The sequence below is a fragment of the Candidatus Methylopumilus planktonicus genome (assembly GCF_006364715.1).
Classification (GTDB): domain Bacteria; phylum Pseudomonadota; class Gammaproteobacteria; order Burkholderiales; family Methylophilaceae; genus Methylopumilus; species Methylopumilus planktonicus_A.
This window is the reverse complement of the sequence record NZ_CP040984.1, coordinates 250,259-271,330: the sequence shown is the minus strand read 5'-3', so window position 1 is coordinate 271,330 and position 21,072 is coordinate 250,259. Positions and strand designations below refer to the sequence as shown.

Genomic DNA, 21,072 nt, shown 5'->3' with positions numbered 1-21,072 from the left:
AATTTAACTGCGATAGTCGGCATTTATTTTTACATAGTCATATGAAAAATCACATGTCCATATTGTTGCCTTTGCATGACCTCGATTAAGAAGTATTCGCATACTGATCTCAGGATGCCTCATAACTTCCTGGCCCTGATCCTCAGAATAGGTAGCTGCTCGACCACCTTTCTCTGCCACTAAAATACTTCCTAAATACAATTGTATTTTTGAGATATCAAGAGATTCTATGCCGGCATAGCCAATGGCAGCTAATATTCTTCCCAAGTTGGGATCGGACGCAAAGAATGCTGTCTTAATTAAAGGAGAATGCGCTATTGCAAAGCCTACTTTTCTACATTCAGCATCATCAAGACCTGATTCGACTTGAATAGTAATAAATTTCGTAGCACCTTCACCATCTCTCACAATGGCCTGCGCTAATTCAATTGCAACTTCACCAATGGCATTCTTAAGAGCCGTATAGTCTTTGTCTTCTTGGCTGATTTCATGATGTCCTGCTTGCCCTGTAGCAATTAGAATGAATGAATCATTAGTAGATGTATCGCCATCAACAGTAATGCAATTAAATGATTGTTGCGTCACTTCTTTAAGAAGTTTATCAAGTAAGATTTGATTAATAGAAGCATCTGTTGTAATAAATGACAGCATGGTTGCCATGTTTGGATGAATCATGCCGGAACCTTTACTTATACCGGAAATAAAGATTTCTCTATCTTGAATCTTTATTTTTCTCGATGCCGCTTTTGGTGCAATATCTGTAGTCATGATAGCTTCTGCTGCATCTATCCAATGCGCTGGATCTAAGCTTTTTACTGTATCTGGCAATCCACTTTTAATTTTATCAATAGGTAGGCTTTCTAAAATAACGCCTGTTGAAAATGGTAAAACTTGCTCTGAATTAATCGACAGAAGTTCGCTGACAGCCTGGCAGGTTTCTTTCGCCCTTAAAATACCCTCTTCTCCAGTACCTGCGTTAGCGCAGCCTGTATTAATAATGAGTGCACGAATTCCAGATGCATTTTTTAAATGCTCCTTACAAAGAATTACAGGCGCCGCACAAAATGCATTTTGCGTAAATACACCCGAAACTTTTGAGCCTTCTGCAATGGTGACTAATAGCAAATCTTTTCGGTTAGGTTTTTTAATATGTGCTTTAGCAGTCCCAAGCGATATACCTTTAACGGGGGAAATAGAATCAATTGTGAGTGGTTTAAGGTTAACTGGCATAGCTTATTCTTTTCTCCAAATAGTCCCTTGAGGGGTATCTTCTAATACAATGCCACTTTCAAGCAATAAAGATCTAATCCGATCTGCTTCCTTAAAATTTTTGTTAGTTTTCGCTTCATATCTTTGTAAAATTAACATATCAATATTAAGAGAAATTTTTTCATCACCTTTCAGAAAGGTTTCTGGATCTCTTTCGAGAAGGCCAATTGTCTTCGCAAGGGATCTGAGCAAATCAGCAAGTGGTGCAGATTTACTTTTATTAATTTCATTTGCTAAATCAAATAAAATAGAGATAGCCTCTGGCGTGTTAAAGTCATCATCCATAGCTTCCTTGAATTTATGCGCGAGTGGATGGCTCCAATCCACATCAGAATGCTCAATCTTAAATCCCCTTAAACTTACATATAATCTTTGTAATGCTAATTTTGCATCATCAAGATGCATATCTGAATAATTGAGAGGGCTTCGGTAATGTGCTCTTAAAATAAAAAATCTAACCACCTCTGGATCAAACTTTTCAAGCACTGTCCGAATGGTGAAAAAGTTTCCTAAAGACTTTGACATTTTTTCATCATCAACTCGCACAAAACCGTTATGCATCCAATAATTAGCCATCTTGCAATCATGAGCAGCTTCAGATTGAGCTATTTCATTTTCATGATGAGGAAATTGAAGATCTTGCCCGCCTCCATGAATATCAAAATGATGGCCAAGATAATGAGAGCTCATAGCTGAACATTCAATATGCCAGCCTGGTCTTCCCTTACCCCAAGGCGAATCCCAACTAGGCTCATTAGGTTTTGCGGACTTCCATAAAACAAAATCTAGTTCATCATGCTTATTTTGGTCAATATCTACCCTCTCGCCCGCGCGCAAATCTTCTATTGATTTGCCCGATAATTTTCCATACCCCTTAAAAGATCTTACTGAATAAAAAACATCTCCGTTTTTAGCAACATAAGCGTGATGCTTTTCAATTAATGTCTGAATCATAGAAATCATGTCTTGAATATGCTCTGTTGCTTTTGGCTCTTTTGAAGGGCTCATAACACCGAGCGCTTTCGCATCAGCATTCATTTCACTTATATATCTTTGCGTGAGACTTTCTATAGACTCATTGTTTTGAATGGAGCGATTGATGATCTTGTCGTCTATATCAGTAATATTTCTAACGTAATTCACGCTATATCCTAAAATATCAAACCAGCGCCTTACTACATCAAAAATAACCATCACGCGCGCATGCCCAATATGACATAAGTCATAGACAGTCATTCCACATACATAGATATTCACTTGCCCTTCCTGGATAGGTTTAAAAATCTCTTTATTTTTTGAAAGGGTGTTATAGATTTTAATCATTGCAAATAAGCTTGTGAGCTTAATAATAACAAAGGAATAGTGAAGGGCTTATTCATAAATAACATATAGATGATAAGGGTGCTATTTGGTAGAATTATGCTAAATTTATTAAGTAAATCATACCATGCCTCAAAAAAACGAATGTTCTAATATTAAGAATTTAAAAGGTTTTTTACTGTTTATCCTTTTATCCTTATCTACATTTTTCATAGCAAATGAAATTTACGCGGCCGATGATTTCAAATCGATTATGCAGCTAATTGAAAAGGGTGAAAAAGAAAAAGCCGCTCAACAAATTGACCAATATCTTAAAGCGAACCCTAATGACCCTCAGGTTATCTTTATTAAAGGCGTTGTGAAGGCTGAGCTTGGAAAATACAACGAAGCTATACAAGCATTCACTTACCTTACTGAAAAACATCCTAGTCTTCCTGAGCCATTTAATAATCTAGCAGTTCTCTATGCTGAACTAGGCGACTATGATAAGGCACAAAAAGCTCTTGAATCAGCCATCAAAACTCACCCTAGCTATTCAACGGCTCATGTCAACTTGGGCGATCTTTATACTAAACGCGCAACAGTTGCCTACAACAAAGCTTTAGAAATTGATAAGACAAATGTACAAGCTAAAACAAAGCTTTCTCTCATAAAAAAACTCTTTAATGCAAATGATATTAAAGTGCCGGTTGCACCTATCTCACAGCCAGTCCAAATAGCTACTAATGAAGTCATCAAGAAGCCTGCACCAGCGCCAACTCAGGCGGCAATTCCGTCCGCTCCAACTTCTAATGCACAGCCACCAAAAAATTTACCTCAGGAAATACCTTCTACTAAGAATAATACGGCTAACAATAGTGACTCTGAAATCGAATCTTTTGTTACAGAATGGGCTGAAGCTTGGTCATCAAAAAACATTACTTCCTACCTAGCTAAATATTCTCCTAACTTCAAAACACCTAAAGGAGAGAGTTTTTCAGACTGGCAAGAATCAAGAAGAAATAGAATTATAGGTAAGGACATAATTACTATTGAAGTTTCTGGGACAAACATCTCAAGTAAAGGCAATAGTTTTGCACAAGTGACTTTTAAACAAAAATATACTTCAAATAAATTAAGTCAAATATCAAGCAAAACTCTGATTTTAAGAAAAGAGGGTTCAGCCTGGTTTATTGAGCAAGAGTATTCTGGCAAGCAATAATTGATGAAAAATTTCATCAAAAAATTCCTGACAAAAGAATTTCACTTTTTATTAATCCTGGCGCTTCTTTTTAATATCTCCCAAGCCTTAAGTGAAGAAATATTTGTCTCGAATAAAAATTTGAATGTAACTGAATTAAGATATGAAACACCTGAAAAGATGCTTATAAAATCTTTAGTAGAAATTTCCGAAGGTAAAGTAGATATGGCGCTTGAAACTATTGACGCCCTTATCAAACAAACTCCAAATTTTAAGTTAGCCTATCTAATTCAAGGGGACTTACTTTTAGCTCATGCAAAGCAAATTAATGGTATCGGAGATGAGACTAAAGGTGAAAAAAAAGAAGAGGTCGAAAATTTAAAAAATGAAGCAAAAGTCAGAATTGAAAGATACCTTAATAATCTAAATCTACAGAATGAGCCGAAAATTTTTGCTCAACTTAATAATAAAGTTAAATATCTTTTTTACGTAGACGCAGGGAGTTCTCGACTTTACCTATACGAAAATATTAATGGAAAGCTATCTTATAAAGATGATTATTATGTGTCCATCGGTAAAAATGGATTTGGTAAGCAATATGAAGGTGACAAAAAAACACCTGTAGGCGTTTACTTTACAGGGAAAAAAATCAGGGAATCATTATCAGACTTTTACGGGGAAGCAGCCTACCCTTTAAGTTACCCAAATGAAATCGACAGAAAAAATAAAAGAAATGGCTCTGGCATATGGCTCCATGGTACGCCTAAGACTACTTATAATAGAACGCCATTGGCAAGTGATGGATGTATTGTATTGAGTAACCCAGATTTAATGAAGCTATCTTCCGTTTTAGATAACAACAGAATTCCTATTATTATTTCTTTTCAATCATTAAAAGATTTAGAGTCTAGCAATAACAATTTGACTGAGAAAAAACTTTCACTAGTTGGTGCTATAGAAAGTTGGAGAGAAAAATGGGAAAATCAAGACACTGAAAGCTACCTAAAATTTTATTCAAAAAACTTTTTTAGCGAAAAAGATGATTATGACTCATGGGCCGAGAGAAAAAGAATCATTCAGGCTCAAAAGCAAAAGGTCCTCGTTGAGCTATCTGAAATTTCATTCTTTGATTATCCGAATACAGAAAATGAAATTGTTTTAGTGGATTTCGTCCAGGATTATAAAAGCCCTGTAATTAACAACAAAATGAATAAAAGGCAGTATTGGATTAATGAAAATAATGAATGGAGAATTATGTATGAAGGCGGCACTTAATTTAATCAAATTAGTTTTTGTTTTTTTCTTATTTTTACCCTTAGCCCATGCAGCTAATCCAGTTGTTGAGTTCGAAACTAATCAAGGCAACTTCAAGATTGAGCTCTTCCCTGAAAAGGCTCCAAAAACAGTTACTAATTTTTTATATTATGTAAATAACGGATTTTATAAGGAAACTATCTTCCATAGGGTCATTAGTAATTTTATGATCCAAGGTGGCGGGTTTACTCGAGAGATGTCTGAAAAAGCGACGCAGCCTCCAATTATTAATGAATCAAATAATGGATTACTGAATAGCGTAGGAACTCTTGCTATGGCAAGGACAAACGATCCTAACTCTGCAACTGCTCAATTTTTTGTAAATCTGATAGACAACAATTTTTTAAACTACACAGGTCCTGAGGCAAACTCTATCGGCTATTGTGTTTTTGGCAAGGTGACTGAGGGTATGAATGTCGTTCGTAAAATTGGTCAGCTACCAACAGGTAATTCTAAAGGCTTCTCTGATGTGCCTATTAGGCCTGTCATTATTATTAATGCAAAACATATTAACTAATATTTTATAAAGGAATTTAAGTGATTACACTCTCAACCAATTTCGGCAATATCATTTTAGAACTTGATGCTGATAAGGCGCCCATTACTGTCGCAAACTTTTTAAGTTACGCTAAGAATGGTTACTATAATGGCACTATTTTCCATCGAGTTATTGATGGCTTTATGATTCAAGGTGGCGGATTTGATGATTCGATGAAACAGAAAGCCACTGAAAAACCAATTAAAAATGAGGCTAATAATGGTCTTAAAAATAATAAATACACCATTGCCATGGCTAGAACTTCAATACCCGATTCGGCCACGAGCCAATTCTTTATTAATGCAAATAATAATGATTTTTTAAATCACCCAGGCCAGGATGGCTGGGGTTATTGCGTTTTTGGAAAAGTCACTGAAGGTACTGACATTGTGGATAAAATTCAAAAAGTCGCAACAGGTAATTCGGGCGGCCATCAAGATGTTCCTTTAGAGGCAGTCACAATTCTCAATGTTACTATTGATTAATATTGCCTAATCAAACTATCTTTGTATCAGATATACACTTGTGCGAAAGTCGTCCAAGCATCTCTGATGCTTTCCTGAATTTTTTAAATAAAATAACCAATCAAGTCGATGCGCTATACATACTTGGTGATCTTTTTGAATATTGGATAGGTGATGATTCAAAGCAGCATGAAAATATAATCAGGGCTATCAAAGCATTAACAGGTCGACACATTAAGGTTTTTTTAATGCACGGCAATAGGGACTTTCTTATTGGTCCTGTCTTTGAAAAAAAAACAGGCGCTCTTTTATTAAAAGATCTAACACTTATCAAAATTTATGGCAGAAAAATACTTCTAAGTCATGGGGATTCACTTTGTACTGATGACATCGAATATCAATCTTTCAAAAACAAGGTTAGAAATGAATCATGGAAAAATGAATTTCTAAAAAAGCCTCTTACTGAGCGAATCCACATTGCAAATGAATTTAGAAAGCAAAGTGAATTAAATAAAAAAAATAAATCTGAAGAAATCATGGATGCAAATCCTGAAGAAGTAAATCGAATCCTAACTCAATTCAATTACCCAGACTTTTTTATTCATGGCCATACACATAGACCAAACTATCACTCAATTAATCTTGATGGCCATCAAATGCAACGCGTTGTTTTAGGTGATTGGTATGAACAGGGGAGTTATTTAACTCTAGATTTGCATGGTATCAAAACGTATCAGCTTTAATGTTTTAGAAACTCTAATGGTCTTCTTTTATCAGCTACTTTATCTAGCACACCATTGATATATTTATACCCGTCAATTCCACCAAAGGTCTTAGCTAACTCAACACCTTCATTAATAGCCACTTTATATGGAGTTGGTACATCGTGCATAAGCTCATAAACTGAAATACACAGAATTGAATGCTCGATAGGGCTTAGCTTTTCAATAGGTCGATCAATAAAACTTGAAATTTCATTATTTAATTGATCCATATTATTCATGATGCCATCAAAAAGATGGTGATAAAAAACTTCATCCGCCTTTAAATAATCAGGGTCATCTTTGATGTCTTTTTTAATCTGATTAATATCAAACTGATTTAAGATGCCGCGATAAATACTTTTCATCACAAGCTCTCTAGACTTACGCCTATTATTGACAAGCTTCTTTTTCTTTTTAATAGGTTGCATTTCTAGCATTAGACTGACTTTAATAAATGAATCATTTGTATAGCAACTTGAGCAGCTTCTTTGCCTTTGACTGAGGCTCTCTCCATAGCCTGCTCATCATTTTCAGTGGTTAATATTGCATTAACAATTGGCATACTAAATTCTAACTGAACATCCATAATTGATTTTGCTGAGTGGTTTGCTACAACTTCAAAATGAAAAGTCTCGCCCCTTATTACAGCGCCCATTGCAATAAGTGCATCAAATTTTTTTGTTTGCGCCATCTTTTTAAGAGCTAAAGGACTTTCTAGGGCGCCAGGAACTTTTGCTAATACGATAAGCTCATCTTTTACACCAAGGTTAAGAAGCTCTTGATGACATGCCTTAACTAGCGCTTCACCAACATGCGGGTTAAATTCTGACATCACAATACCAATAGAGAATAATTCTCCATTTGAATTTTTCAAAATCTCTCTCAATTCACTAAGTCCTTTAGTATTACTTTTAAATAAAAAAGTAATTTTAACTTATATGAGAGCTATCTTTAGCTTTTATATAAGTTAATGAAACAATATCCAAGCCTTTTGTATAGTGCTCCATATCCCATAAGATATAGGCACACCAACAGCTGACCAAGCAAGAAAAGTGATTAGTGGAGTTTTTTCAGCCTTTCCAATAGTTTCTTTTGTTGTAATAAATTTTTCATGTGCTAATTTTTTTTCGGTCAATAACTCTTTATCGGTCATAAAGAATTTATTGTCCATAGGTCTCACCATAAGATTTGCAATAAATCCGATGGCAAGCATGCTCGCTAATATATAAAAAATAGGTGCATAAATTTCTGAAAAAGGAACCTGTGCTTCAACCCTCATATCATGCATATAATTTACAATCACTGGGCCCAATATACCTGCAGTTGACCAAGCCGTTAGGATTCTTCCATGAATTGCCCCCACAAATTGAGTTCCAAACATGTCTGCTAAGTAAGCTGGTATCGTTGCAAACCCCCCACCGTACATAGAGGCAATAATACAAAAACATGCTGCAAAGAGCGCTAATGATTTTGATCCAGTCATATAGGATGCGGTGACGTACATCAAGATACCAAGTGTAAAAAATACAATATAAGTCAGTTTTCTTCCTAATTTATCTGAAATGCTGGCCCAGAAAAACCGGCCAAAAATATTAAATAAAGAAATTAACCCTACAAATCCTGCGCCTACGGCGGCTGCAAGCGCCAATAAAGACTCATCTTTTTTAAGATCTGCAAAACCGAGATCTGAGTGGCCAATTAAGGCACCGCCAAAGGTTTCTTGAAGCATTGGCGCTGCTGCTCCAATAATACCTATACCTGCTGACACATTCATACAAAGAACTATCCACAAAAACCAAAATTGTGGCGTTTGATGCGCCTTGTTTAAATGCACATGATTAACCGAAATCATATTATTATTTTTATTCCTAGGTGGATTCCATCCTGCCGGCTTCCATCCTGATGGAGGTACTCTATAGCCTAGAGAGCCTGAAATCATAAAAATAGTATAAATAATGGCCAATACTACGAATGTTTGCCAAATCCCAGGCTGAGTCATGCCGTTAATATTTGTAGAAAATTTTGTCATTAGCATTGTGGCGAGCGGGGAACCAATCATGGCGCCTCCTCCAAAGCCCATAATCGCCATGCCAGTGGCCATACCTCTTTTATCCGGAAACCATTTAATTAGAGTAGAGACGGGAGAAATATATCCTAAGCCTAAACCTATCCCACCAATGACGCCACTTCCAAGCCACATCATCCAAAGCTGATGCGTATATATGCCAAAAGCGGAAAGCAATAATCCGCCACACCAGCAAAAGGTAGAAACAAGCCCGGCTTTTCTGGGGCCCGCTCGTTCTAGCCAGCTTCCCCAAAAAGCTGCGGAACAGCCTAAAAGAACAAAGAACAAGGTGTACATCCACCCTAAATCAAATTGAGTCCAGTTACAGTCAGTCGCAGTTAAAGCTCGAAGTGTGCCATGAAGTTTATCTGCAAAGGTTGCTGCCCCAGCAGAGCATGCAGCTAAAGCCTTGCCATCCTGACCTATTAAGGCATTCCCTAAAGGCTTCCAAAAAACACTGAATCCATAAGCCATACCAATTGAAAGATGAATAGCTAATGCTGCGGGCGGAACCAGCCAACGATTATAAGAAGCCTTAGCAGTAATATATTCTTTTGAAAAAAAACTTGGCATACACACTCCCCGAAAATCAACATTTCAATATTAAATTATTTTTAAAAAAACATCTTATTCTTTGTAAACTATATATTGTCATTAAAGTGTCATATAAATGTCATACGATCATAACCAATCCATTAATATAAGCAACTATGAAAGCCAATATACTGATCGTTGAAGATGAAAGTCCAATTCTTGAGCTTTTGGCACTTAATATTTCTCAGGCTGGCTATAATCCTCTAAGAGCTATAAGTGCTGAACATGCAGAAAAACTGATTAACGAAGCTCTTCCCGATATTATCTTGCTCGACTGGATGTTGCCTGGTATGTCAGGAATCGATTTTGCAAAAAAATTACGTAGCAATGCTTTAACCAAAACAATCCCTATTATTATGTTAACAGCGCGAAGTGATGAATTAGATAAAGTTAAAGGTTTAGAGATTGGTGCTGACGACTATATTACAAAGCCTTTTAGTCCTAGAGAACTTAATGCTCGAATCAAGGCTGTGCTTAGAAGAAAAGCCCCCGAACTTACTGAAGATATATTAAAAATTAATGGTCTAGAATTAAATCCTGTTTCTCATCGCGTTACCGGAAATAATAAGCCACTGGAAATGGGTCCAACAGAATTTAGATTGCTTCATTTTTTTATGAGCAACCCTGAAAGAGTTTATTCAAGGAGTCAACTATTGGATAAGGTTTGGGGAAGTCAAATTTTTATTGAGGATAGAACGGTAGATGTTCATATTCGAAGATTGAGAAATATTCTTACTCAATCTCAGCATGAAAATTTAATCCAAACTGTTCGCGGCTCAGGTTACAGACTCTCTACAAAATAGAATTTACCTAGATCACTGCAAGCATTACTCGCTATAATACTCGTACGTTTTTAGCGAGAAAAAACATTGCAAGATATCCGTTGGAATACTTTTTGGGTTTTATTATTTATATCTTTTTTATCTCTTATTGTGTGGGGATTTCAAAGCTTAGAAGTTGCTTCATTGTTTTTTATTCTATGCCTCTCCATTTATTTACTTTCTCATGTTTATTGGATTTACCGTCTAAACAAATGGCTTAAAAATCCAAATCTATCAACTATCCCTGATGGATCGGGTATCTGGGAAGAAATATTTGCCATACTCTATCGAGAATATAGAACACAAAAGAGAAGCAAATCTGAACTAACTACAACACTTGGCAGATTTATGACGGCAGCAGAAGCGATTCCTGACGGCATTGTTGCTCTAAATCAAAATAATGAAATTGAATGGTGTAACAAACCTTCAGAAAAAATGCTTGGTATTAGTTTATCTAAAGATATTAATCAGCCTATTAACTACTTATTGCGCGAAACTAGTTTTACTGAATATCTCAATTCCAATACATATAATGACTCGCTTAAATTAATTTCTTGGCGCAACACAAGCAGATCATTCGAAATACTTCTGGTACCTTTTGGTGCGAGTCAAAAACTTCTTATCTGTAGGGATATTACTCAGATTGAAAAAAATGATTCTATTAAGCGTGATTTTATTGCGAACGTTTCACATGAGTTAAAAACGCCACTAACGGTCATCGTTGGATTTTTAGAAACACTTTCAGATATGAAAAATGAATTCAATGAAAAAACCTACTCTTATCTTCAAATGATGCTTGAACAATCAGATCGAATGAATAAGCTAGTTGAGGACTTACTTCAGCTCTCATCGATAGAATCAAACGCAGCACCTGCCGAAAAAAAAGAAATAGATATGCTCCATCTCTTCAAGAACCTGAAGAAGGATTCAGATTTGATATCCGGCAAATTACATACAATTAATATGTCTATTAAGAAAAATATTTCTTTATTAGGATATGAAAAAGAAATATATAGTGCATTTGTTAATCTTGTAAGCAATGCTATACGCTATACCGAAAAAGGTGGGTCGATTAATGTTATATGGGATATGAAGAATCAAAATCCTTATTTTGAAGTGCAAGATTCTGGTATTGGTATTGATCAAAAGCTAATTCCGAGACTTACAGAGCGCTTTTATAGAATTAATAGTGATCGAGGCAGAAATACTGGAGGCACTGGATTAGGGCTATCTATTGTAAAACATGTTTGTATTCGACATCAGGCACAAATAGAAATTACAAGTCAAGTAGGGAAAGGCAGTCAATTTAAAATTATTTTCCCACAAGAAAGACTATCTCTTAAGAAATGATGAAGAAGAAAATGAATAAATTATATTATTTCTTTTTTTGTTTAATATTTTCAATATCCCTGCCCATTTCACATGCAAAAGAAATTGTTGAACCAGATAGGCAGTCTATAAGGCAGCTTGGTAAATCGGATTTTGACCGCATGGCTGACCATGAGATCAGAGAAAATATTCAAAGTTTAAAAACTCTTATGCTTAAGCTTTATAAAAGGAATCCTTCTGAATTAAAAAAAAGCACGTCTGAAGATCCTGAAAAAATGGTGAATTGGGTATTTAATGGAAATCACAATTGGAATTTTGAAGCTATTAATAATGCTCAAGGCACTGATGCTATGTACTTAACGTTTAGCGAAGACTATAAAGGCGACAAAGTGCTCCCATTTATTGTCGGTATTTACACTATGCTTATCAAAGCCCATGGAGGTAAAAAAGAATTTTATTTATTTGACTCAGTTGACCCCCAGCTTTTGTATAACGCCTCTCGTAATATTGAAACAGCTGTTTGGAAACTCTCCAACGCTAAAGATAGTTCCGGTAAATCCTTTTTGCTAGCGAATGAAATAAATGAAAAGGAAAGTAATTTATCTTTTGAAAGAGAGTTTGGAAAAATTATTGGTAGAACAGATTTTCTAGCTTTTACATTATCTGAAAAAACGGAGCGGAGTATTACGCGCATTATTCAAAATGTTACGACTGGCTTATTCATACCTATTTAAACTACAAAAGTATTTTCTCAATGCCGCCTTTGGTGGAGCTTTCTACAAAGTTTTGCATCCAATTTGCACCCAGTAAATTCTTGGCTAATTCAACCACAATATAGTCTGCTGTTGTATTTGTTTCTTCTCCATAACGCGCCAATCCTTGTAAACAAGAAGGGCAGGAAGTAAGAATTTTTACTTCACCAAATGATTCTGGCTGGTCAATACCTATTTTTTGAATCCCTTTTTCTATTTCTTCTAGTTTTCTCTTTTTAACTTGCGTTGCAATATCTGGTCTTCCTACGGCAAACGTTCCAGACTCACCGCAACAGCGATCATTCAAAGGTACACTTGTATTCATTAATGTGTTTGTAACTTGAGAAGGTGCATATGTTTTCATTGGACTATGGCAAGGATCGTGGTACATATATCTAGTGCCTGAAACACCTTCCATTTTTACTCCTTTTTCCATGAGATATTCATGAATATCTAATAATCTGCAGCCAGGAAATATTTTTTCAAATTCATATTTTTGTAACTGATCCATACAAGTTCCGCAAGAAACAATCACTGTTTTAATATCTAGATAATTAAGTGTATTCGCTACTCTATGGAACTGAACACGATTATCAGAAGTTATTTTTTGACCTTTATCATGGTTACCAGAAGAGGTTTGAGGATAGCCACAACATAAGTAGCCTGGCGGCAGAACGGTAATTGCGCCAACCTCATATAACATCGCTTGAGTTGCTAATCCTACTTGTGAGAAAAGTCTTTCAGAGCCACATCCAGGGAAATAAAAAACTGCGTCAGAATCTTCATTAATCTTTTCTAGATTTCTTATGACCGGAACGACTTTATCATCTTCGATGCCAAGAAGCGCTCTAGAGGTTTTAGTTGGCATATTTTTAGGCATTGGTCGATTTAAGAAATGAATAATTTGAGACTTGATCGGCGCTTTACCACTAGTTGAAGGTGGATTATTTTTGAAAAAATTAATAGTGCCGAGTTTTTTTAATAAGTGATGCCCAGCTTGTTGAACTTTGTATCCAACATCGACCATTAAAGTTCTCATAATTTTAATAGTGACTGGATCTTTCATATTGAGATAGCTCATCGCTAATGCTGTGCCTGGGCTAAAGTGTCGCTTACCCTGCTCTCTTAAGAAATTTCGCATAGCGATAGAGACTTCACCAAAATCAATATCAACTGGACAAGGGTTAAGGCATTTATGGCAAACAGTACAATGATCTGCAACATCATTAAATTCATCGAAATGCTTAATCGAAATACCACGTCTTGTTTGTTCTTCATATAAAAATGCTTCTATAAGCAATGAAGTCGCTAAAATTTTATTTCTTGGGCTATAAAGTAAATTAGATCTAGGTACATGTGTTGTGCATACAGGCTTACATTTACCACAACGTAAACAGTCACTGATTGAATCTGCTATTTCCCCAATAGCAGATTGTTCCATGATGATAGATTCTTGCTCTAACAATCCAAAGCTTGGAGTATAAGCATTCTCTAAGCCAGATCCTGGAAGCAATTTACCTTTATTAAAGTGTCCAAAGGGATCTACTTTATTTTTATATTTCTCAAAGGCTTGAATTGTACCTTCATCTAAAAATTCCATTTTTGTAATACCAATGCCATGTTCGCCAGAAATAACGCCATTGAGGCTTTTAGCAAGATCCATCACTCTCACAACAGACTCGCGCGCTTCTTGCATCATTTGATAATCATCAGAATTAACAGGAATGTTGGTATGCACATTACCATCACCGGCGTGCATATGAAGTGCTATAAACACCCTACTCTTTAAGGTATTTTTATGAATTTGATCTAGTTTTAGTAAAAAGCTTTCATACTCTCTTCCGCAAAAAATTTCATGGAGAGGGTCTTTGAGTTCTCTTTTCCAAGAAATTCTTAGCTCATAAGACTGAAGCGCTCTAAATATACTTTCATATTTCTCTTCAATATCATTATTTCTTTCAAGCAGTGTTGAAGGAGGGCTATCAAGATTGTCCAGCATCTGGCCCCATTTTTCTCTTAACCCATGGATCAAATCAATACTCATTTTTTGCTTTACTTGGGTTAATTCTGGATCAGAATTTAATCCTTCTTCTTCATAAATAAATTTATCATGCTCAATGAAAGTTTCTAATTCATCTAAAAGTTTTAATTTATTTTTAATTGAAAGCTCGATATTAATTCTTTCAATACCATCGGAGTATTCTCCAAGCTTAGGAAGAGGAATCACAACATCTTCATTGATCTTAAATGCATTTGTATGTTTTGCAATCGCAGCTGTTCTTGCGCGATCAAGCCAAAAACGTTTTCTAGCATCTGCTGAAACTGCTATAAAACCCTCACCATTTCTTGAATTAGCTATTTGTACAATTTGAGAGGCTGACAACCCTACAGCATCTTCATCATCACTTGCAATATCTGCGATTAAAACCATGCGAGGACGTTCTTGTCTTGCGGCTTTGGTACTATACCCAACAGCTTTAATATAGCGCTCATCCATATGCTCTAATCCAGCCAAGAGCGTACTATCTGATTGATCTAAATAATCCTTGATTTCTACAATTGCGGGAACAGCATGGGAGACGTTGCCAAAAAATTCTAAGCAAACTGTTCTAACGTACTTAGGCATCTTATGAAGAATGAAAGTGCCAGATGTGATGAGTCCATCACATCCTTCTTTTTGAACACCAGGAAGTCCACTCAAAAATTTATCGGTTACATCTTTCCCTAATCCGATTTTTCTAAAACTACTCCCAGGTATTTCTAAAACTTCTGGCTCTGCAATTAATTCTTTGCCGTCAGGCTTATATCGACTAATTTTAAAACGCACCAAATCTACATAGTGAATTTTGCCAAGATTGTGATCTAATCTTTCGACCTCAACCCAGTTGCCATCAGGGTCAACCATTTTCCAAGAAGCTAGGTTATCTAAAGCCGTCCCCCAAAGTACTGCTTTCTTTCCACCAGCATTCACTGCAATATTTCCACCAATGCAAGATGCATCTGCTGATGTCGGATCGCAAGCAAATTCAAGCCCACTACTCGTTGCCATTTCCATAGCGCGTCTTGTAACAACCCCTGCACCGCATCTCACAACAGGCACACGCTCACTGACGCCAGGCAAATTTTGATATTCGACATTGCTTATATCATCAAGTTTTTCGGTATTAATGACTGCTGAGAATGGGGTGAGCGGAATAGCACCGCCGGTGTAACCTGTACCTCCCCCTCGAGGAATAATGGTTAACTCAAGGTCGATACAAGCTTTAACAATTTGCGCCATCTCTTCTTCGCGATCTGGGTTAATTACAACGAATGGGTATTCAACTCGCCAGTCCGTTGCATCAGTCACATGAGATACTCTTGCTAATCCATCAAATTGAATATTATCTTTTTTGGTAATTTTTTTTAATTTAGAAAAAATTTTTCTTCTAAATTTTTTGACCAACTTGAAATCGTTTTCGAAAGTCTTAACTGCCTTATGCGCTGCTTCAGAAAGATCCATGACTTTCTCATTGCCAGAACTTCGCTCACCAATCGAATGGATACGATGATACATAGCATCCACTAATGCTTTAAGTCGCTTTGGATTTTCTAAAAGATCATCTTGAAGATAAGGATTTCTATTAACTACCCATAAATCACCGAGCACCTCGAAAAGCATCCGAGCAGATCGGCCTGTCTTTCTTTCGTCTCTCAATTCATTCAGGATATTCCAAATATTTTCTCCTAAGAATCGAATGACGATTTCTCTGTCTGAGAACGAAGTATAGTTATAGGGTATTTCACGCAATCGACTGATTGGAAATGGTTGCGTTTTAAAAATAGATTTGAGTATTGGGGCGTTCATTTAAATAAATTTAATTTAAGCATGAGCATATCATGGAGCAGAATTGCTAACAACGTTATAACCCAAAGGGTTATTGAACTTTAGGCAGAAAATTCAGTTAAAATATGAGCTAAATTTACTCGGTTTAAAGGGCCTGTTTCTTTCCAATTTATGAACCCAATACCTTTAATAAAGTTCAGATTAATTTCTCAAATATACCCAAAATGCTCTGGATAAAAACTCTTCATATTATATTTATGGTGACTTGGTTTGCTGGCCTTTTTTATTTGCCGAGACTCTTTGTTTACCACGCCATGAGTAAAGATAAAATTAGCCATGAAAGATTCAAAGTCATGGAAAGAAAGCTTTTTTTCGGGATCATGACACCTGGCGCTTTTTTAACGATACTTTTCGGAGGGTGGCTTTGGGGTCTTTATGGCGTAACTGAACAATGGCTTCAAATTAAAATAGGTCTCGTAATCTTATTGTTGGCTTATCACTATCTATGCTTTAAACATCTTATTGATTTTAAGAACAATAAAAATAAGCATAGCCATATCTATTTTCGATGGTTTAATGAAGTGCCTGTAATAGCTCTTGTTGCCATCATTTACTTAGTCGAATTTAAACCAGCATGAGTATACTCATCTGCGGCTCCATGGCTTTTGATACCATTATGGTATTCAAGGACCAATTTAAAAACCATATCCTACCTGAAAGCATTCATAAATTAAGTGTGGCTTTTTATGTGCCAGAACTTAGAAAAGAATTTGGCGGTACTGCAGGAAATATTGCATACAATCTTAAGCTTCTCGATGAAAATCCAGTCATTATGGCAACAGTAGGTAGCGACTTTTCGGTTTATTTTGACTGGCTTAATCAAAATGGAATTGATGCTTCATATATCAAGGAAATTAAGAGTCTTTATACAGCGCAAGCATATATTACGACTGATCTAAGTGACAATCAAATTACAGCTTTTCATCCAGGCGCCATGGTGGAATCTCACCAGAATAAAATTAAACAAGTAAAAGATGTATGTTTGGCGATCATTGCGCCAGATGGGAAAGATGGCATGATGAATCACGCCAAAGAATGTAAGGCGCTTAATATTCCCTTTATGTTTGACCCTGGACAGGGGCTGCCAATGTTTGATCGCAAAGAGCTTTTAGAGTTTATTGATGACGCTTCATATATTGCAGTGAATGACTACGAAGCAACTCTCTTGTCTGAAAAAACCTCCCTTTCTATAGAAGAAATTTCTAGAAAAGTAGAAGCATTAATTGTGACTATGGGTGCAGAAGGCTCAGTCATTTATGCTGGCCATAAAATATATAAGATTGAACCCATTAAGGTTGAATCAACTATTGATCCTACAGGATGTGGCGACGCTTATCGTGCAGGCCTTCTCTATGGCATTTCTAAGAAATGGGATTGGCAATCTGCTGGTCGATTAGCTTCTGTGATGGGCGCAATTAAAATTCAAAATCAAGGTGGCCAAAATCATCGCCCATCCCGTGACGATATTGAAAAACTTTATACAAAAAAATTAATCGAAGAAAATAATTAATTAGATATCTTTTGAGTTTGCTTTTACAGAAAATACTGTCTTATCATCAAGCCTGATAGCTGTTAAAGCTCTTCCCCAAACACAGCCAGTATCAATGGAATAAATATCTCCTCTTGTAACAAGGCCTAAAGCTGACCAATGACCAAAAATAATAATATTATCTTTGGTTTTTCTTTTAGGAAAATCAAACCAAGCTTTTAATTTTTTAGGCATATTTTTAAGTTCACCTTTATAGGTAAAATCAATAGCTCCATCTGAAGACAAAGCCCTCAACCTCGTAGTCGCATTAATGATAATTCTGGCTTTATCATTCTTACTTAAGGTACTAGACCATTTATCCGGCTTATTGCCATATATGGAAGATAAAAATTCTACATATTTTTTACTGCGGAGTTGCACGCTTACTTCTTTTGAGAATTTTAGAGTGTCCTTAACGGTCCACTGAGGCATTACACCCGCATGAACCATTAAGTGTTTTTTTTCGTAATGAACTAAGGGGAGAGATCGCAACCATTTAAAAAGTAAATCTGAGTCTTTTGCTTTAAGAAGACGAGATAAAGTATCTTCGTCATCTGGCTCAATAACCTTATATTTTATAGCTAGTGCGTGAAGATCATGATTGCCTAAAACAGCGGTCACTGAAGATTTATTTTTATAGCACCATCTCAACATTTCCAGCGATCCATTGCCGCGATTAATCAAATCGCCCGCGAGCCAAAGTTGATCTCTGCCGCGTTTAAATTTAATTATTTTTAGAAGGTCTAGAAAAGAATAGTAGCAACCTTGGATATCGCCAATTGCGTAAATTGCCATGAATGTTTATTTTTTAAAGTTAGCACCTGATGAGTTCGTCATATATAAGACTGCACTAGCCACTTCATTGTCAGACAAAGATGCATTGCCACCTTTTGCTGGCATAGAGCGAATTCCTTTAATGGCATGCTGAACGAGTGTTTCATAACCTTGAGCTATTCTTGGAGCCCATGTTTGCACATCACCAAGTTTTGGAGAATTTAATATACCAGCTTGATGGCACGTTAAACAAACAGCTTTGTAGACTTCCTCTCCTGATTTCCCCCCTGAAGCTTCTCCTTGAGCAACTACCTGAGCTAATTCTACCTTTGCAACTGGCTGAATATTTTCTTTAATTTTACTTTCCACCATAACATTAGAGCTAGTGGCACTCTGAAAATCATAGGTTATCAATGAAATGAATAAAATTCCCCCTACGACTGCTCCGACAATAATTGCCATTAACTCAAATAAAACATTTGTTTCTTTTTCTAAACTCATTTAACTATCCTTTTGTAATCTTAATAAAGAGTAAATTTAAAATAATGGTCAATTAACATCGCAGAAAAAATTAGGCTTAAATAAATAATAGAATATCTAAATGTTTTCATGGATAACTTATCTGAGTAATTTTTAAATAGCATAATTACATAATACAAGAAAACAGCATTAAGAATAGTGGCACAAATTAAATAAATAAGCCCACTCATGCCAAGACTAAATGGCGCCATAGTCACAATAATCAAAATGATTGTATATAGGACAATTTGTAACAATGTAAAAGATTCGCCGTGTGTGACAGGCAGCATTGGTATGCCTACTTTTGCGTAATCATTTCTCCGATAAAGTGCTAATGCCCAAAAATGAGGTGGCGTCCAACAGAAAATAATTAAAAATAGTATTAGTGCTTCCGGTCCAACAGTATTATTAACCGCTGCCCACCCCAGAATCGGTGGCATAGCGCCAGAAGCACCGCCAATAACTATATTCATTGGCGTAGCAGGCTTGAGAAAAATTGTATAAATAACGGAGTAAGAGAAAAAAGTTGCAAGAGTAAGCCACATTGTTAGGGAGTTCACGTAATAATAAAGAATGGCTAATCCAACACCCCCCAGAATACTTGCATAAACTGCAGTACGTTCGGATGACAATTGTCCTGTTCCAATAGGCCTTCCTTTTGTTCTTGCCATCACTGCATCTATTTTTTGTTCAATTAAGCAATTAAAAGCTGCTGCTGCACACGATACAAAACCAATGCCAAGAATAGAACTTAGTAATACATTAAATGGCACCATACCGGGGGTAGATAAAAACATTCCAATTACAGCAGTAAAAACAATAAGAGAATTAACTCGTAACTTACAAAGAACTAAAAAATTCTTTAAATCAATCTGAAGATTCAAAGTATTTTTTTTAAGGAGCCAAAGCATATTATTTTTTAATTTTTGCATTTATTATTGTTATTATGACGACCAGTAAAGCTGCTGTTAGATTGTGACTAACAGCTAAAACCATTGGGAGATGAAGAATCAAGTTAGCAACTCCTATAATAAATTGGGCTGCTAATATAGCTAATAACAACATCGCCTCAGATCTCAATTGTTTATATTTCATTAATGCATATGATAAATAGCCAAAATAAATAACTAAAGTTATAGCGCCTATTCTGTGAACCCACTGAATTGCTTGTAAAGCGTTAAGACTGATTGGAGTCCCTTCAGAAGTTTGACCTAAATCTCTAAAAATATTAAACGCATTCTTAAAGTCCATATCAGGGATCCATTGTCCATGGCAGGTTGGAAAGTCTGTGCAAGCGAGACCAGCATAATTAGTGCTAGTCCAGCCACCTAAAAAAATTTGCATAAAAATCAAAATAAAGCCAAACCTTGCCATATAAAAAATTATGCTTTGCTTTAGAATTAATTTTGAATTTTCGTTGTAATGTTCGTAACTTATATATGTAAGTAAAGCTAAGGTTGTCATACCGCCTATTAAATGGGCACTTACAATAATAGGCTTGAGTAAGAGTGTAACTGTAAGCATTCCTAACATAGCTTGAAAAAATACAATGCCCAGAAGGCTAAAGGGAGCAAGGATACTCACTTTTAGAGATTTTTTATTTTTATAAGCTAAATACCCAATTGTTAAAATTAAAAGCCCCAATAGGCCTGCCACATATCTATGAACCATCTCTTTCCAAGCCTTGTCATTTTCTATAACTTGACCTGGAAAAGTATGCTGGGCTTTTTCAATAGCCAGTTGGCTTTCTGGAACAGTTAGTGTTCCAAAACAGCCTGGCCAGTCTGGGCAACCTAAACCAGCATCCGCTAGCCTTACATAGGCCCCTAAAACAATTAAACAAAATGTCATAACTGTTGTAAATAAGGTAATTTTTTTAAAAAGATTCATAATTAAATTTCTATAAATTTATATTAATATCGATTAGACTAAAGGGAAATAATTCCTCTAATTTG

20 protein-coding genes are annotated in these 21,072 nt (G+C 35.9%); 10 read left to right on the top strand and 10 right to left on the bottom strand.

Annotated features, from left to right (window positions below):
• Positions 1-3: 3 nt before the first annotated feature.
• Positions 4-1,230, bottom strand: a complete 1,227-nt coding sequence (gene argJ / locus FIT63_RS01520) for a bifunctional glutamate N-acetyltransferase/amino-acid acetyltransferase ArgJ (protein ID WP_140006260.1) — start codon at positions 1,228-1,230, stop codon at positions 4-6.
• A gap of 3 nt (positions 1,231-1,233) precedes the next feature.
• Positions 1,234-2,592 carry a cysteine--tRNA ligase gene (gene cysS / locus FIT63_RS01515; RefSeq protein ID WP_140006259.1) on the bottom strand — a complete coding sequence of 453 codons (1,359 nt, stop codon included), beginning with the start codon at positions 2,590-2,592 and terminating at the stop codon, positions 1,234-1,236.
• A 124-nt stretch (positions 2,593-2,716) separates the two neighbouring features.
• Here cysS and FIT63_RS01510 point away from each other — a divergent pair, with 124 nt between their 5' ends.
• The 5 genes from FIT63_RS01510 to FIT63_RS01490 are packed head-to-tail and all read left to right on the top strand — an operon-like array spanning position 2,717 to position 6,828.
• Positions 2,717-3,790 carry a L,D-transpeptidase Cds6 family protein gene (locus tag FIT63_RS01510; protein WP_140006258.1) on the top strand — a complete coding sequence of 358 codons (1,074 nt, stop codon included), beginning with the start codon at positions 2,717-2,719 and terminating at the stop codon, positions 3,788-3,790.
• A gap of 3 nt (positions 3,791-3,793) precedes the next feature.
• The gene (locus FIT63_RS01505; protein ID WP_140006257.1) at positions 3,794-5,044 is read left to right on the top strand and encodes a L,D-transpeptidase family protein; all 1,251 of its coding nucleotides are present in this window, start codon (positions 3,794-3,796) and stop codon (positions 5,042-5,044) included.
• A complete protein-coding gene (locus FIT63_RS01500) occupies positions 5,001-5,600 on the top strand; it encodes a peptidylprolyl isomerase (protein ID WP_140006256.1) in 600 nt (199 codons plus the stop codon). Before FIT63_RS01505 ends, FIT63_RS01500 begins: the two co-directional genes overlap by 44 nt.
• Positions 5,601-5,620: 20 nt before the next feature.
• A complete protein-coding gene (locus tag FIT63_RS01495) occupies positions 5,621-6,106 on the top strand; it encodes a peptidylprolyl isomerase (RefSeq protein WP_046487183.1) in 486 nt (161 codons plus the stop codon).
• Between the two features lie 38 nt (positions 6,107-6,144).
• Positions 6,145-6,828 (top strand): UDP-2,3-diacylglucosamine diphosphatase, encoded by a 684-nt coding sequence (locus tag FIT63_RS01490; RefSeq protein ID WP_420886440.1) that lies wholly within the window; start codon positions 6,145-6,147, stop codon positions 6,826-6,828.
• On the opposite strand, the gene nusB is transcribed toward FIT63_RS01490, so the two are convergent.
• The 3 genes from nusB to FIT63_RS01475 all read right to left on the bottom strand — a co-directional run bounded on the left by nusB (position 6,825) and on the right by FIT63_RS01475 (position 9,487).
• Entirely contained in the window at positions 6,825-7,286 is a 462-nt protein-coding gene (gene nusB / locus FIT63_RS01485; protein WP_140006254.1) for a transcription antitermination factor NusB, read from the bottom strand. The genes FIT63_RS01490 and nusB overlap by 4 nt on opposite strands.
• A complete protein-coding gene (gene ribH, locus FIT63_RS01480; RefSeq protein ID WP_140006253.1) occupies positions 7,286-7,735 on the bottom strand; it encodes a 6,7-dimethyl-8-ribityllumazine synthase in 450 nt (149 codons plus the stop codon). Before ribH ends, nusB begins: the two co-directional genes overlap by 1 nt.
• 81 nt (positions 7,736-7,816) lie before the next feature.
• Positions 7,817-9,487, bottom strand: a complete 1,671-nt coding sequence (locus FIT63_RS01475) for an OFA family MFS transporter (RefSeq protein WP_140006252.1) — start codon at positions 9,485-9,487, stop codon at positions 7,817-7,819.
• A 137-nt stretch (positions 9,488-9,624) separates the two neighbouring features.
• On the opposite strand from FIT63_RS01475, the gene phoB reads away from it, so the two are divergent.
• The 3 genes from phoB (at position 9,625) to FIT63_RS01460 (ending at position 12,392) form a co-directional block, all read left to right on the top strand.
• Entirely contained in the window at positions 9,625-10,311 is a 687-nt protein-coding gene (gene phoB / locus FIT63_RS01470; RefSeq protein WP_140006251.1) for a phosphate regulon transcriptional regulator PhoB, read from the top strand.
• 66 nt (positions 10,312-10,377) lie between these two features.
• Entirely contained in the window at positions 10,378-11,679 is a 1,302-nt protein-coding gene (gene phoR, locus FIT63_RS01465; protein ID WP_140006250.1) for a phosphate regulon sensor histidine kinase PhoR, read from the top strand.
• Positions 11,680-11,690: 11 nt separating this feature from the next.
• On the top strand, positions 11,691-12,392 hold the full coding sequence (locus tag FIT63_RS01460) for a hypothetical protein (RefSeq protein WP_223259929.1): 702 nt from the start codon (positions 11,691-11,693) through the stop codon (positions 12,390-12,392).
• Position 12,393: 1 nt separating this feature from the next.
• Here the strand turns inward: FIT63_RS01460 and FIT63_RS01455 are convergent, their stop codons facing one another.
• Positions 12,394-16,257: a DUF3683 domain-containing protein gene (locus FIT63_RS01455; RefSeq protein ID WP_140006248.1), complete on the bottom strand. Its 3,864-nt coding sequence runs from the start codon at positions 16,255-16,257 to the stop codon at positions 12,394-12,396.
• Positions 16,258-16,460: 203 nt separating this feature from the next.
• Between FIT63_RS01455 and FIT63_RS01450 the strand changes: the two genes are divergently transcribed.
• Both FIT63_RS01450 and FIT63_RS01445 read left to right on the top strand, forming a co-directional pair.
• A complete protein-coding gene (locus FIT63_RS01450) occupies positions 16,461-16,874 on the top strand; it encodes a CopD family protein (protein ID WP_140006247.1) in 414 nt (137 codons plus the stop codon).
• Entirely contained in the window at positions 16,871-17,806 is a 936-nt protein-coding gene (locus tag FIT63_RS01445; RefSeq protein WP_140006246.1) for a carbohydrate kinase family protein, read from the top strand. Before FIT63_RS01450 ends, FIT63_RS01445 begins: the two co-directional genes overlap by 4 nt.
• Here the strand turns inward: FIT63_RS01445 and FIT63_RS01440 are convergent, their stop codons facing one another.
• Genes FIT63_RS01440 through FIT63_RS01425 form a run of 4 tightly spaced genes read right to left on the bottom strand, consistent with a single transcriptional unit; the run spans position 17,807 to position 21,007 of the window.
• A complete protein-coding gene (locus FIT63_RS01440) occupies positions 17,807-18,619 on the bottom strand; it encodes a symmetrical bis(5'-nucleosyl)-tetraphosphatase (protein WP_140006245.1) in 813 nt (270 codons plus the stop codon).
• A gap of 6 nt (positions 18,620-18,625) precedes the next feature.
• Positions 18,626-19,099: a c-type cytochrome gene (locus FIT63_RS01435; protein WP_140006244.1), complete on the bottom strand. Its 474-nt coding sequence runs from the start codon at positions 19,097-19,099 to the stop codon at positions 18,626-18,628.
• 20 nt (positions 19,100-19,119) lie between these two features.
• On the bottom strand, positions 19,120-20,028 hold the full coding sequence (cyoE, locus tag FIT63_RS01430; RefSeq protein WP_420886442.1) for a heme o synthase: 909 nt from the start codon (positions 20,026-20,028) through the stop codon (positions 19,120-19,122).
• A 1-nt stretch (position 20,029) separates the two neighbouring features.
• Positions 20,030-21,007 carry a COX15/CtaA family protein gene (locus FIT63_RS01425; RefSeq protein WP_140006242.1) on the bottom strand — a complete coding sequence of 326 codons (978 nt, stop codon included), beginning with the start codon at positions 21,005-21,007 and terminating at the stop codon, positions 20,030-20,032.
• Positions 21,008-21,072: the final 65 nt, after the last annotated feature.